At 52.7% G+C, this 15,235-nt stretch carries 8 protein-coding genes, 2 pseudogenes and 1 riboswitch; of the genes and pseudogenes, 1 reads left to right on the forward strand and 9 read right to left on the reverse strand.

Features of this window, described 5'->3' with window-relative positions:
• Positions 1-54: 54 nt before the first annotated feature.
• From MKZ24_RS29110 to MKZ24_RS29135, 6 genes are all read right to left on the reverse strand, one after another.
• Entirely contained in the window at positions 55-4,056 is a 4,002-nt protein-coding gene (locus MKZ24_RS29110) for an endo-1,4-beta-xylanase (RefSeq protein WP_340789264.1), read from the reverse strand.
• A gap of 631 nt (positions 4,057-4,687) precedes the next feature.
• Positions 4,688-6,073, reverse strand: coding sequence for an MATE family efflux transporter (locus MKZ24_RS29115; RefSeq protein ID WP_442950506.1), 1,386 nt, complete (start codon positions 6,071-6,073; stop codon positions 4,688-4,690).
• Between the two features lie 179 nt (positions 6,074-6,252).
• On the reverse strand, positions 6,253-7,674 hold the full coding sequence (locus MKZ24_RS29120) for a flotillin family protein (protein WP_042233984.1): 1,422 nt from the start codon (positions 7,672-7,674) through the stop codon (positions 6,253-6,255).
• A 22-nt stretch (positions 7,675-7,696) separates the two neighbouring features.
• Complete coding sequence (locus tag MKZ24_RS29125; protein ID WP_156123025.1) at positions 7,697-8,242, reverse strand: hypothetical protein; 546 nt, start codon at positions 8,240-8,242, stop codon at positions 7,697-7,699.
• 157 nt (positions 8,243-8,399) lie between these two features.
• Positions 8,400-8,588: riboswitch (cyclic di-AMP (ydaO/yuaA leader) on the reverse strand.
• Between the two features lie 258 nt (positions 8,589-8,846).
• Positions 8,847-9,962, reverse strand: a complete 1,116-nt coding sequence (locus tag MKZ24_RS29130) for a methyl-accepting chemotaxis protein (protein WP_340789270.1) — start codon at positions 9,960-9,962, stop codon at positions 8,847-8,849.
• A 17-nt stretch (positions 9,963-9,979) separates the two neighbouring features.
• On the reverse strand, positions 9,980-11,011 hold the full coding sequence (locus MKZ24_RS29135) for an FIST signal transduction protein (RefSeq protein WP_340789272.1): 1,032 nt from the start codon (positions 11,009-11,011) through the stop codon (positions 9,980-9,982).
• Positions 11,012-11,318: 307 nt separating this feature from the next.
• On the opposite strand from MKZ24_RS29135, the gene MKZ24_RS29140 reads away from it, so the two are divergent.
• Positions 11,319-11,504 (forward strand): hypothetical protein, encoded by a 186-nt coding sequence (locus MKZ24_RS29140; protein ID WP_042233978.1) that lies wholly within the window; start codon positions 11,319-11,321, stop codon positions 11,502-11,504.
• A 971-nt stretch (positions 11,505-12,475) separates the two neighbouring features.
• Here MKZ24_RS29140 and tyrS read toward each other — a convergent pair.
• The 3 genes and pseudogenes from tyrS to MKZ24_RS33190 form a co-directional block, all read right to left on the reverse strand.
• Positions 12,476-13,735, reverse strand: a complete 1,260-nt coding sequence (gene tyrS, locus MKZ24_RS29145) for a tyrosine--tRNA ligase (protein ID WP_042241914.1) — start codon at positions 13,733-13,735, stop codon at positions 12,476-12,478.
• 429 nt (positions 13,736-14,164) lie between these two features.
• Positions 14,165-14,917, reverse strand: a pseudogene (locus MKZ24_RS29150) (family 1 glycosylhydrolase); the annotation flags it as partial.
• A gap of 66 nt (positions 14,918-14,983) precedes the next feature.
• A pseudogene (locus MKZ24_RS33190) lies at positions 14,984-15,094 on the reverse strand (family 1 glycosylhydrolase); the annotation flags it as partial.
• Positions 15,095-15,235: the final 141 nt, after the last annotated feature.

Raw genomic sequence — 15,235 nt, forward strand, 5'->3', positions numbered from 1 at the left:
GCCCGGCGGCTGGCTGTTGCTGCGCTCAATCAGAAAGAAAACTCTACGTACGAATTACAGCTTCCAGATCCGGTACAGAATGACCGCTGCTTCCGCACGGGTAAGAGTATCGTCCGGGGCAAGCCTGCCGTTCTTACCGTTCACAACTCCGTATTTCAGCAGAGCTTCCAGACTGTCCTTGGCGTAGGCGGAGATTCGCTCTGCATCCGCGTAAGCATCCAGAGTTCCGCTGCCTTGCGCCGCTATCCCGGCTGACTTCAGCGCGCGGGCAGCGATTACCATCATCTCCTGCCGTGAAATCGTGCTGTCCGGCTTAAAGGAGTTATCTGCATAGCCGGTGACAATGCCGAGCTGCTTCGCGGCGGCAAGCTCCTTGAAATGCTCAGCATGATTCCCGACATCGCTGAATCCAGCACCTGATACTGCAGTAGCTTTGAGTTCAAGCACCTTCAGAAGGGATGCGGTGAAATCTGCTCTGCTCATTGGAACCGCCGGGGAGAAATTGCCGCTGGAGGTTCCCTGGACAAGATCACGCGCCGCCATGGCAGCGACAGCCTGCTTAGCCCAAGACAGATTCCCCAGATCCGTGAATGTCAATGGAGCATACGCCGCTGCAAAAGTGCCAAACTCTGATGTCTGGAACACAAGTGATCCGTTCGCCGCATCATAACGGCTGTTCACGACAGCAGTCCTATGGCCATCCTCACGGAGATAGCGCACCAGCAGTGAATCTGAGTAACCCAGCTCTTCCACTGCCGGCTTGTAAGGAATAGAAACTGTTATTGGCATATCCGCGTTGCTCCAGGCCATCTCCCGGCCTCCGGCCGACAACTTCAGCTCCACCACCGGACGACTGCCGGCTGCCGCATCCGGACTGGCCGCCGGGGACGCTTTTACACGAATGGAGATGTATTCAGTGTTTGCTGTAATGCCTGCCAGCTGCCCGCTTGGAATTGAGAGCGTTGCATGGTCGGTCTTGATCACAAGCACGAAGTTTGCCTGCCCCTTCAGGCTTTGCAGCGGCAGTTCAACTTCATATGAGGCTGCACCCGTCTGCTTCGGCAGGTCGATCACGATTTGTTTCATGCCGTCTGCTGCCGGGACTGCCTGCTCCAGCGCTTTTCGCAGAATATCGCCCGTAACCGCGGCCTTTGCCTCTCCTCCCTGATTCTTGACCTCCGGTCTGATCGTAACCACGCCGTCCTTGCTGTCCAGATTCACAGGCTTCGGCGTAGGGGTGCTATTGACATAGTTTGTTCCGCCAGATACCGGTGCCGGGGTCGGGGTTGGTGTAGCTGTTGGTTCCGCTGTTGGTTCTGTTGTTGCTGCCGGTGTCGGCGTTGGTGCCGTTGTCGGTTCCGGTTGTTCATCCCTGCTCTTGAGAGTCAATATGCCGTATACAGAGGTGTCCTGATAACCGTTCCCGGTGGTATCATTCCAGGCGGCAACACTTTGCCGGACGCCGCTCTTGGCATCGTTAATCTGAGTGTCGAAGCCGACCTTGGTGCCGCCGGCCGGGGTGATTTTTTTGAACGGAATCTTCATTTCAAGGGTATAGCTTGTTCCGGCTACCTTGGTTGCCGACACGAAGCCTGCACTGATGTCTGCCGGACTGAAGGAGGCTTCATTGTCATAATTGACCCGGAACTGTCCGTCATCGTCCTGATAGAAGGTGGTCCGGCCCAGATTCTCATCCAGGAAGACCTCGACAGAGTCTTGCTCCCACACATTCGTATTACTCTTGTCCAGCTGGGCATCGCTGACCTGGACCAGTACATATAGATTCTGGTCATCCCACAGCGCGCGTGCCGTTCCGCTTGCACCCTGCCAGGCCATCTGATACCGGTTCACTGCCATCTCAGGCGCCAAGGACCAGATTGCATCCGCGGTTCCGTCAATGACCGGTGTGCCGTAAACGGCCTCAGACACCTTAGCCTCTGTCGTGTTCGGTTGATGCTCTGCCATATATTTTGCCGGATCGATGACGCCGTAATATGCCGGTTTGGCCTGCAAATCCCTGTCGAACAGCAGCGGGCTTGAGGAGGCTCTCCAGCTCGTACGGTCATCCATTCCCCAGAAGGTAACACGTGCGATATTGGCGGCATGCGTCTTGTAGATATCCATCAATCTCGCATACAGATAGCCCTGGTCGACCAATTCCTTCTCCGTTTGCTTATTGTCGCTTCCGGCTTGAATATCGAGCTCGGTAATGCTCACCTCTACCCCAAGCGAGATGAATTTCTCCAGCGACAGCTTGACGTTATCGGGATTCGTGTTGATATTGTAATGTGCCTGCATCCCCACACCGTCAATCAGCAGCTTCCCGGGGTGGGCAAGCGCGTACCGGTCGTTAATCTCCTTGACCATACTGTATATGGCCTGGGCTTTGTTCTGGTTATCATCGTTATAATCATTATAATACAGCTTGATATCCCACTCTGGATGATCGTCCAGCACCTCTCTGGCCGCCAGGAAAGCCTGCTCTACATAGTCCGCTCCGATGGCATCCTGCCAGGGAGCTTGACGCAGAGCTGCTTGCCAGTTAGACGGATTGGACGGGTTATCATTCATCGCTTCATTGACCACATCCCAGGAAATTACCCTGCCGCCGAAATGCTCCATGACTCCCTGGATGTGGGTTCTCAGATTCGTTAGAGCTTCGGCACGCCCCAGAGGAACTTTATTGCCTGCTGCATCCGTGGTCAGGTTCATCCAGTCAGGCGACTGCTGATACCATACCAGTACATGCCCATGCATCTTCATCCCTTCAGCCAGCACCTTGTTCACCATGGCATCTGCCGCTGTAAAAGTGAAATTCCCCTTAGTCGGCTGCAGCGCATCCGGCTTCATGGCATTGCCTGCGGTAGCAACGTTGTGGTGCATCTTCAGCAGATCCAGCCGGACACCTTCCAGATCCTCGGCGGATAATGCGTTGCCGATCAGGAAGTCATTCTGATAGGCTGCTTTTAGAGGAACCAGATCCCTTTGAATATCCACCGGGCCGGTGCCTGTATGCTCAAAAGTGATATCGTCGATATAAAAGGAGGCTGCTGTGTTGTTGGAGCTCTCAATATAAAGAGTCAGATATTCGCCGCCCACACTGTTATAGCGGTAGCTGCCCTCAAATTTCACCCAGCCGTCAGCGGTGCTGATCGTCTTGGGGGACAGGGCCACATAACTCGCACCGCTGTCATTGCCCACCTGCGTAGACAGCTGGAGCTGCGCGCTTGCCGGATCGATCAGCTTCACCCAGGCAGAGAGGGTATATTCGCTGCCCTTGTCCACGTACTTCTCCACACGCAGGGAAGGCCCGTGCCAGGTAGATGTCCTGCCTTCCACCTTCAGTGCGTAGGCACCATCAGCCGTATGATTCTCTTCATTGGTCACCGTAAGCAGCTCGGTTCCCGCTCTGCCAGTGAAGCCGCCTGCTGTCTGGTCTTCAAAGGTGATCGTATTGAATGGTAAAGCCGGGTCCCGGACAGGTTCCTCCCCGCCGCCTGGAGCGCCCTCTTCAGTGAACAGAATATCTCCAAGGTAGAATGGCACTGCGGCCCCGGCCTCGTTGGAGTTGATGCGTAAGGCATAATCCTTCTTGCTGGTATCGACCGTAAATTTCTTAGTCAGGATTACGGATTCCCCTGCTTTATAAGGTACTGCTGCATCGTTGGTATAGTCGTCTACCGTCTGCAGAGCTGCATTGGCACCGCTGGGGAGCGCAACATTGGCGTCAACGTAGACGACCGCAGTGACGGTGTACGTTTGCCCGTTCTTGAGGCCGACATCCGAGAACTTAAAATCGACCGCATCCCAGTTATTTACCCGGTTGCTTACGTATAACGCTGCCCCATCGGCATTTCCGTCAAAAGGAACTCCCGTGACTGCACTAAGGCTGGCGCCTCCGGATTGGACAGCCTTGCCTATGCCGCCCCCAAAGGTTTCGTGATAAACCATGGCCGGGGCCTCTGCTGCCTGAGCAGCGGGAATATACCCGCCTGCCGGAAGAAGCAGGACGGCCGCCAGTAATACGAGAGAGACTTGCTTGATTATTCGCTTCATGCATTGCACTCCTCTGTATGAATTTGGATTTCTTTTGAGTTAAGCGCTTACAGTTGTATGAAAGCTGCCCCCTTCTCAACCCAAATCGTAGCACAATGCCAAAACCGCGTCTTACCCGAAACTAAAGATTGTACCGTGCTTTTTATAGTTCATTTCCTGGAGTGTCACAACTAAGAAGGACCGATCTATCACGTTATAAGTCGGATGCTATAGAGACCGGATTAATAGCAGTTGGATTTACTACACTTGCTGATAGGCGAATGTCCTCTGCTTAATCAACAGCAGTTGGATAAACAGCACTTAAATCATTCCATACCATTCAAAGTAGTGAAAACCAACCATGTTAGATGCTGTTTTTCCACTTGCTTCAGCACATTGCTTAGAAGTTGACGAATTAAGATACGTTTATCCACTTGCTTGCCTGAAGAAGCCGCTCCTACCGGAGAACACTTGGACCGCCTAACGTAGCTCGGCATCGTATCGTGCAGCCTTCATTACACCACCTGCAGGGAGTCTGTACACTATGCGAAAAACACAAAGCAGCGCTGCCTGGTACCGGGAGCAGCACTGCTCTGTTGTCTGTTTCATATATGGGAGATACGCCAGGGGACAGCCTTATCACCAGCAGCTATCATATCAGCTTGTGCGCAAACCATTTCTCGCCTCTGAAGCGCCATAGAAAAACAGCTCCGCGGACCGCCCACTCGCAGTTCATCGCCAGCCAGACCCCCAGCACACCGTAGCCGAGGACGATCCCGAGTATGTAACCGAATATAACCCGGAACAGCCACATCGACAGCATGGAGGTAATAGAGGTGAAGCGGGAATCCCCCGCTGCCCGCAGCGCGGACGGCAGAATGAAGCTGACCGCCCACAGCGGAATCTGGGCAATGGCATTCACCAGCAGGACTATAAACAAGTCGTCAATGATCTCAGGAGGCGGAGAGAAGATCGACACTAGCGGATGGAACAGCGGCATCAGGATCAGGGCGACCAAGGCATACGAGGCTGAACCGATCCAGAGGAAGGACTTGATGAATTTTCTGGCATCTGCCACATCCCCCCGTCCGATGCTTTGGCCGACCACCGTTACGATCGTCAGCGACAACGCACTGGCCGGAATCTGAAACACCATCGCCAGCGAGCCGGCAATAGCATTGGTCGCAATAGCATAGGTGCCCATACTAACAATAAATATCTGGGTCAGCAGCTTGCCGCCATTGAAGAACATCTGCTCTGCTGCAAATGGAACACCGATGAACATAATTCTGCGCAGCATGGAGAGCGGAACATGGAACAGGTCGCGGACCCGCACACGCAGTACCGTGTCAATCTTGAACAGGTACACCAGGGCAAAGATCATGCCCGCATACCGCGCGATGTTGACCGCCAGTGTCATCCCCAGCACACCCATATGCAGCAGGTTAATGAAGACTACGTTCAGGAGTACGTATAACAGATTCATGATCAGCGACAGCATCAGCGAAGCCCGCGTCCTGCCGACGCCACGCAGCGCACCGCACACAGCCTGAACCACCGCGATCCCCAGATAAGAAATACTGCTGCCGATCATGTAGATCCGGGCATTATCCAGCACATCGGCGGAAGCTGTTCCGAACAGCAGGTTCAGTATCGGCGTGTGGAAGCCCATAAGCAGAATTCCGATTCCCACGGCGATCAGCGATACCGAGGTGACCGAACCCGCCGTAGCCTGGGATACCATCCGGTCGTTGCCGCTGCCTTTGTACTGCGCAACGACCACTGTCCCGCCGGTAGCAATGGCAACGAACACGTTGATCAGGAAAATATTCAGTGAATCTACCATATTCACCGCACTGACCGCCGCCATGCCGGATGAGCTGATCATCGCAGTGTTTACCAGATTTAGCCCGATGATGAAAGCCTGGTCAATCAGGATCGGAATAAATAAAGCTATAATTTGCCGGTAATCCATCCCTTCCCCGGAAAGATACTTCTCCAGCCATTTTTTGGCCGGCAGTCGAGCCTGAAGCTGCATAAACATATCACATTCTTTTCTGTAGAATAATTGCGGGCAGACTGTACATTCCTTCCAGTTTACTACAAATCTAACTTCACGTCTGTAACCAGTGAGAGAAACCCGGAATACAAAAAAGCAATAAATCCGCAATTCTCCATTAACGAAAGAACGGCGGCTTTATTGCTGCTGTATATGAATTACTGCTCTTTATCCCGGCCAAGCAGTCCGCTGAGCGCTTCGGTCACATTCATACCGGTAAGCGTCTGGGTCAACTCAGGAACCTGGGCCATTATTTTGGCAATATCGCCGGTAATTTTGTTCACGCCTGAGGTAGCTCCATCCTGGGAAATCACTGTAATCTTATCCACCTTGGCGAGCGGGGAAGCAATTTTCTCAGCCAGCTCCGGCAGTATTTTCAGGAATTCCACGGTAAGCGCAGCTTGTGTGAACTGTTTGTACGCTTCGGCTTTCTTCTCCAGGGCTCCCGCTTCCGCCGCTCCGGCCAGCTGGACAATCTCCGCATTCGCTCTCCCTTTCGCCAGCTCAGCTTCTGCCGTGGCCAGTCCGCGCTTGGTGGTTGTCGCTGCCTCGGCTTCCGCCTCAAGAATCTGCCGCTGCTTGGCGGCTTCGGCTCTCATGATCGTAGCCTGGTTCTCCGCCTGGGCAGGCTTGATCACCGTTGCCTCCAGCTCCCGCTGTCTCAGCTCGACTTCGATTTCCCTGACTGTCCGGTTGGCCTCCGCTTCCATCTGCGTGATTTTGACCTGTTCGGTAACGAGCGATTGCTTAATTTTGTTCTGCTGCAATTCATACGCAAGATCCGCCTGAGCCTTCTTCACTTCTGTCTCCAGCTTGAAATCCGCCTGCTTAATGTTCAGTTCCTTCTCGTACAGGGACTCCTTCGCGCGGGCGGCGGTTCCCGCTTCAATGGTGGCCTGATGTGCATTGGCTTTGGCAATGGAGGATTCCTTCTCCGCCTCGGCCTGCTTGATCTGAATATCGCGTTCCGCTTCCGCCTTGGCAATGCTGGCATCGCGGCGGATGCGCTCAATTTCCGGAACCCCCATATTGTCGATGTACCCTTTGTCATCCGTAATTTTTTTGATGGTGAAGCTGACGACCTCAAGCCCCATCTTGTCGAGGTCCTCCGAGCAGGTCTCCCTCATCTTGCTGTTGATTTCATCAGGCGTCTTGAGGATGGATTCCACCGTCAATTGCCCGATTAAGCCGCGCAGGTGGCCCTCCACCGAATGCAGGATAATTGTCTCGCGGTCTTCTTCGGGCCGGTCGATGAACTGCTCACTGGCCGTCAGAATAGCGGTGGGATCGCTTTTGATTTTTATCTGGGCGACCGCCTCCAGGTTGAGCTTGATGCCCTGCCGGGAGAACATCGCCTGCGCTGGAATGACATCGAAGCTCATCAGCATCATCGAGATGGTCTTATTGTTCTGGAAGCCCGGGATGACGAACGTCCCGCCGCCCTGCACCACTCTTTTACCGCCGAGACCGTATACAATCATCGCCTGATTGGGCGGGACTTTTTTATAAGCGGTCACGATACTGAACAAAGCCAGCAGAATAACAACAACAATGCCCGAGATTAAATAAAGAATAACCATTTGGTCCGACACTCCCCGTCATTTATAATTCTCCGAATTCCCTCTCGAAGAGGGTTACTTCCGCCATTCCCTTATCCACCTTCAAAATAATCACCCTGTCGCCCTTCACGAGCTGCTGGCCGATTGCTGCCCGCACTCCAATGGAGCGCATCGTTCCGTGCAGCACATATTTCATTTCCCCGGCTGCCCCATCCGCTGCAGGTACACTGACGTATCCAAGCTGCCCTGCCTGCTCATAATCCAATTCATTCATGCTGCTGTCATACCGGGTCATCACCCGGGCCAGCACTGCATACATCAGACACCCTGTCAGCAAGGCTATCATGGTGCAGATCAGCACTACTGCAAGCACGCTCATTCCGCTGAAGCGGCTAAGCATATAACCAGCGCCGCCCCAGACTGTGACAAACACCATCAGCGGGAGTATAGGCACAAAGCCCGGCCCCCCGGCGTCACCGCCCCCCGCATGCAGATGACCCGCCAGGCCATGCCCATGAAGTCCGCCGCTGAGGAGCAGGAGCAGTCCGACCCAGAAGCACACGATAAATGTAGTTAAGATAACGATCACCTCCTTAGGCAGTTCTGATCACAATATAAATAAACTTTTCCCGTTGTTATATGAATTATCCGTCTTAATTCAGACCGTCTCCCCCTGCTGCCTGCACAGCAAAAAGACCACAGCAGCAGCAGGGCTCTCCGTGGTCGGTTAATCGATCATGGCGCTCATCCTCTCTCTTCGAGGCTTACGGGGTTAGCTGACGGATTCGGGCAGCGAGATTGCCCTACCTTGCCGGAGCACCGTTATACAGCATGCAGCAAGGATTCACCCCAGGTGTGCGGCCGCTATCTGAGCCTAAGCCGTAATCACCGTTGGTTCCCCCGTTCCCATTACTGGAATTCAGCCATTTGAGAACAGTTAAATTTCATTCGGTTGTTGATTTGAATCTTACGCCTGCAGCCATTTAATGTAAAACGCTGCGGTTGACAAAAGAAGCCAAAAATGCCGTTCCTGCACGAATGAAGGCGTATACTTTGCTTTCGCTCTTAAGCGGCCGATGATTTACTCCTTTTTGCTCCGTTTCTCTGGAGCAGTGCTGTTACATAGCAAAGAGGCTGACCACCTGCATTCCCTCTGCCGGGTGTAGTCTTTTTTATCGGATACTCGCTTCTGCTTATACGCCAGTCTTCTGTGCTTCATCCAGCTGCTGCAGCTGCTCTATCTGATGCAAATGATTAAGCAGCTGCTGATAGTGGTCGGCTTTTTGCTGGACGGTAAGCACCATCTTCTGGAACTGCCCTGCATCCTGTCCCGATTTCTCCAGAATACGCAGCAGATCGCCATTGATCTGCTCCACATCCTCCATGCTGCTCTCCTGCGATTCCTGAATCTTCTCCAGATGCTGGAATACCTCTTCCTCCGCTTCCACGATCTCGTTCATGTATACCGTGGACTGGCTGATCTTCGCATTCGTCTCTGTCATCGCCGTTGTCCCGTCACCGGACTTGCTGTGAAGCTGCTCCATCACCTGGGTCATCCCCGAAAGGGAGCCCATGATCTCCTTCACATGACTGCGCGTGCTGTCGGCCAGCTTGCGGATTTCTGTGGCAACCACCGAGAAGCCCCGTCCGTGCTCTCCGGCCCGCGCCGCCTCGATCGCTGCATTCAGCGACAACAGATTCGTCTGCTCAGCAATATCCGTAATGATCTTTGCCAGCTGCTCGATGCTCCGGAAATGCCCCCGCAGGTCCTCATTCAAGCTGACAAATTCAGTAAATACCGCCGAAGCCTTCTGCATTTCCGCCGAGATCTGGATATTGGCCTCTTTGGCGAATTCAATTTTATTGGAGGAAAAAGAGAGGCTGCCATACATTTCATTGATGAGATCTTCGGTCTGTCCGCTGTTGGTCTTCAGATGCTCCAGAAGCTGCTGGGTCCCGCAGATCTGGCTGATCAGCTCACCGCTGCCCGCCCGTAAAGCCGCAAACTCCTCTACCAGCTGGGCCTCTTCCTTAAGAATCTCGTCAGTTTCGCGGCGGATCTGTCCGGCCAGGGTATAGGCGTGCATCCCATAGGATTCAGTGGCTGAAGCGTCGTTAGCGGCAGCTGTCCTGCCAGTATTCTCTGGAGGCTCAGTAGCATTAGCCGCTGCTCCAGCTGTCTTTAGCGTCCCGGCTGATTGTCCGGAGCTGTCCGTTTTTTCAAGAACGGCTAATGTATTATGACTTTGAACAGCTCCGGCAGAGATGCTTTTGCCCCATGAAGTGCGTAATCTGGTTATCCACTGCATAATCAATCTACTCTCCCTTATTCAACCAGCAGCAGAATCATGGTCTGGTTGGCATGCTTTTTATAATATTGCTCTCCGTAGCTGATGAAACCTGTAGTGTTGCCGCAGAATCCGAGCATAGTCCTGTCAAAATCCGCCCACAGACCGTCCCGGATGAAGAGCTGGTCCCGCAGCGTACAGTTAATGTTAAGCACAAAGGAAGGCTTGTACGGGCTCCCGCCCAGCGTCTCCCCCAGCACAGCAAGCGGATCTGCTGCACTCAGCACCTCTACATAAGTACTAGACATAACCTGGCTGTAAAATGTGACAGAGCCATCCGGATTAATGGTCATCGGTGAGGCGATGATCAGATCGTCTTCGTATCTTTTGCCCAGCGGGCTGCTCAGGAAATGCTCTGCCAGCTCCGCCTCCGGGACACCAAGCACGCGCGCGTATTCTTCCGCAGCAGGACGTCCGTTGAAGGAATACACCGTTCTGCCGAACACATCGGCTTCTGTCACCAGCAGCGTTGTCCCGGTGGGAACATAAATATTTTCTTTAACCAGTGCAGTACGACCCGGCATATTGAAGAAAATCCCCAGGTTCTGCACCCGGCGGCTTCCTATGTAAATATAAGTCTCTCCATGCTCATCATCCGCTGCACTTCCCCCAATAATCTTGAACTCCGGGGCAATGAAAAATAGCGAGGAGAGGATCGTCTCCTCCATCGCGCCTGTACCGTCACATAGCAGCAGCAGAAAGGCATTAGAGTTGCCTTGTACTTTGTGATATGAGGCACTTAGCACATTGCCTCTAAGCACGGGCGGATGCAGGATCTCCACAATATCGGCTATCCCTGATTCGTATTCGAACCCAGTGACTACGCCGCTGCGGTAGCCCTGCGGGGTATATTCGCCTTTGGTTGAGCACAATACCGCCCGGGAGGGTGCATGCCGGGACAATTCGCTGACTGCCGCAGCGGAAGCGAACAGCACCAAGCCTCTGCTGCTATCCAGTTGTTCCAGATGCCGCTTGGCTTCGCCCAATGTGTTAAAAGATAAAGCTTTCATTATGTATATCAACCTTCCTCCGCGGGAGTTCCCCCTGCAAACGTTACTGAAAAATTAAGCTTTAATTTTCAATACTTCTTATGGTAAAACCAGAACCGGGCCTACTGTCTGTGAATAATGTCGCAATCCCCTCGCCAAAGCCTTATTTCGGGCGCAAAAATACGGCTGTCACGGGTGACTAAGGTTGAGCGGCTTACAGAAAGGCTGTATCATGAACATACTGTAGATGCGATGGATGCGATGGATACGATGGATACGATGCTCAGAGCCGGGCATCACATTAATAACAGAAAGGAAGTGTGAGGCCATGACTTATTCACAGCGTTCCAGTCACCCTGCTGCCGCATCGGACTACACCTATCTGGAATACCAGATCGAATTAGCTGCAGAAGAATTGGCTGTGGCAGTAAAGGCGCAAGACGAAGCGCGGGCAAAGGCCATCCGCGAGCAGATTGCCAAACTCGAAGACGAGCTGGCGCTGCTTGAGGATTAAGCCGGATTACACCTGATTAAGCCGATTAGTGTAGTACCCTCACTTCTCGATTCGATTCTATCTCTAACAATAGATCATGTGATAATGATTATCAATGACAAAAAGATGTAGATTCCAGCAGCGCCGCAGGAGCCAACTGTTTTCTCAAGCACCGATATTCATTCGGTGCAGGGCCGGGCTTCCGGCTGCTGTGGGGAATATGAGGCTGTGCTGGTATGTGCTGGGTGTGTGCTGGGTGTGTGCTGGGTGTGTGCTGAGCGTTCTGCCCGGCAGCGAATGAGTTTTTTGAGCAAAGATTAAGCTTTACTGCCCGTCCAGGCAGAAATGTTGTACGTATTACAACTCTGCCCCCCTAGTTTCCACGGAGTTTGAGGGGATTGTTGTATGAAATACAACAATTGTCAGGATAATCCGCTTGAAAGAGGGTAAATGCTGTATTTCATACAACAATTAACAATTATATACGGATATAGGAGAATCCCCCCACAAGAGTGGGGCTTGTGCTCGCTGACTACCACGCTGACTACTGGTTACCTCCTCCTTACCACGCTGAACACTGATTACTTCGCACCACGCTGACTACTGTTCACTTCGCTCACTACCACGCTGACCACACATCAACTCACTCACTACCACACTACTGGTTACCTCATCCTTACCTCGCTGACCACTGATCACCTCGCTCACCAGCACATTCACTTCCTTGCGACTACTGATCACCTCGCTCACTACCACACTCACTTCCTTGCGACTACTGATCACCTAGCCCACCACCACACTCACTTCCTTGCGACTATTGATTACCTCCTCACAGCCACGCTGACCACTTAGGTACTTTGCAGGCACCCCAAAACAATAAATCACCTTATAAAAAAGAGGTTATCCCCGTCATTGCTGACACAGCGGGATAGCCTCTTATGGTTTATCTGTTTACCTTTTTACCTATGGACTTCCCAACCAGAAGCTATAGCTTAGCCCAACTTCACCAGGCTGTAGTTCTTCTTGCCTTTGCGGACGATGATGAACTTGCCGCCGATGGCCTGCTCCGCCGTAATCTCCGTCTCCAGCTCATTGACGCGCTCCCCGTTAATGGAGATTGCACCCTTGGTAATATCCTCACGCGCCTGGCGTTTGGACGGTTCAATCCCCAGCTCCACCAGCCAGTCCACGATGTTCTTCGATTCCTTATCTGCGGTGAAGGTCGGCATCTCCTTGAAGCCTTCTTCGATTTCATCGGCGGTCAGCGAGCGGATATCGCCGCTGAACAGCGCAGCGCTGATGCGTTTAGCCTGCTCCAGCAGCTCTTCGCTGTGGACGAAGCGGGTCATCTCTTCGGCCAGTGTTTTTTGTGCCTCGCGTTTATGCGGCTCCGTCGCCACCTTCTCAGCAAGCGCCTCAATTTCCTCCTTGCTCAGGAAGGTGAAGTATTTCAGGTATTTCACCACATCGCGGTCATCGGTGTTCGCCCAGAACTGGTAGAACTCGTAAGGTGTGGTCTGCTTCGGATCCAGCCAGATGGCGCCGCCGGCGGATTTGCCGAACTTGGTACCGTCTGCCTTGAGCATAAGCGGGATGGTCAGGCCGAAGGCTTTGGCTTCGTTGCCTTCTTTCTTACGGATCAGATCCAGGCCGCTGGTGATATTGCCCCACTGGTCCGAACCGCCGATCTGCAGCTGCACATCCTCATGCTGGTATAGATGCAGGTAATCCATGGACTGCAGGATCTGGTAGGAGAACTCGGTGAACGAGATTCCGCTGTCCAAGCGGCTGGAGACTACGTCCTTAGCCAGCATCGTGTTGATGCTGAAGTTCTTGCCGATGTCGCGCAGGAATTCGATGACGTTCATGTCCTTGGTCCAGTCGTAGTTGTTAACCATCCGCACCTGATTGTCGCCTTCAGTAATGAACAGCTTCTTCATCTGGGCCGTCAGCGCATCCACATTCTCCTGTACCTGCTCCAGCGTCTGCAGGGAGCGCTCGCTCTGGCGTCCGCTCGGATCACCAATCGTTCCGGTAGCCCCGCCAATCAGAATGACCGGACGGTGTCCCGCCAGCTGGAAGCGTCTAAGCATCATAAAAGGAATCAGGTGGCCGATATGCATAGTGTTGCCTGTAGGGTCCACGCCGCAGTACAGCGATACAGCCTTACTCTCTGTTAATTCGCGCAGTCCGTCCGCATCTGTCTGCTGGTTAATGGCGTCGCGCCACAGCAACTCGTCGATAATGTTCAACATGTACAGCCCCTTTGGTATGTTTTATGTGTAATTGGTATGCATTGATAAACAGCCAGCTTACCGGGTAACTCTGCAATTCCCGAATTTGGGCAACAAAAAATCGCCCCTTGTCTATATAGACACAGGGACGATTATAATTAACCGTGTTACCACCCAAATTGCACAGACATCACATTCAAACATGTCCGTACCACTCTTCCGCGAGTTATCGTTCGCTTAGCTCCGCTTGGCATTACCCAAGATACTCCCGAGGTGTAATTCGCAGTCCATTGTATATACCAAGGTTCCATCAACCCCCGGCTTTCTGGGAACAGGGACAAAGTCTGCTACTGGCTCGTTCAACGTATACCAACTATAAGATTACAGAAAGTATAGCCGCTTCTAAAATTGTTGTCAATGCGGAAGGCAGCACCAGCCAGGAGCTGCCTACTCCAAATCCGCTCCATTGCTGGCAATTGCCTTCTTGTACCAGTAAAAGCTCTTCTTCTTCTTCCGGTCAAGCGTTCCGTTTCCGTCATCCTCCTGGTCCACATAGATCACGCCGTAACGCTTGGACATCTCCGAAGTCGACGCGCTGATAATATCAATCGCCCCCCAGGCGGTGTAGCCCATGACTTCGACCCCGTCCAGAACCGCTTCCTTGACCTGAGTGATATGCTTGCGTAAATAATCGATCCGGTAATCATCCTGGATGGAACCATCCTCTTCGACCTTATCCTTCGCACCCAGCCCGTTCTCCACCACAAACAGCGGAAGCTGGTAACGGTCGTACAGCTCTTTCAGGACAATCCGCAGGCCAACCGGATCCAGCTGCCAGCCCCATTCAGTAATTTTCAGGTTCGGATTCTTCACGGTGCTGAACAGATTGCCGCCGGTCACGCCGTATTTCTCCGGGGTAACTGTGGATATAAGCGATGTATAGTAGCTGAAGGAGATGAAGTCCACCGTGTTCTCACGCAGGAGCTGCTGATCGCCAGGCTCAGTGGCTACCACAATATTATTCTCGGCAAAATAACGCTTCATGAATGGAGGATAACTTCCCCGTGCCTGCACATCGGTATGCATCAGGTTAAACTGATTATCAATCTGGGCCTGCAGCACATCCTCCGGATCACTGGTCGCCGGATAATGGATCATACGCGCAAGCATGCAGCCAATGCGGAATTCCGGATGAATCCGCTCGATCGTTTCACTGGTGACATGCATCAGCTCTTTGAGGTTGGTGTAATCTTTTTTCTTATAGTATGGCATCATATCTGCCGTAGATAATCCTTTACCATCTGCGTCAAAAGCACCCTCTGCCTGGTTTGCAGCGATTGCTCCGCCCCATAGGAAGCCATGTGGAAAAGTCGTCATTTTGTCATCTCCTATTGTTCGTTATAAAAGGCAGGCCGTAACTGCGGGATGTTGGGACTTCCGGCCACTGTTATGTTTGGATTTCCTGAATTTATTCCGCTGTCAGCGGTAGAAATCCAAACATAGCTTATGCTTCCCATG

The sequence above is a fragment of the Paenibacillus sp. FSL R7-0297 genome (genome assembly GCF_038009025.1).
Taxonomy (GTDB): domain Bacteria; phylum Bacillota; class Bacilli; order Paenibacillales; family Paenibacillaceae; genus Paenibacillus_AQ.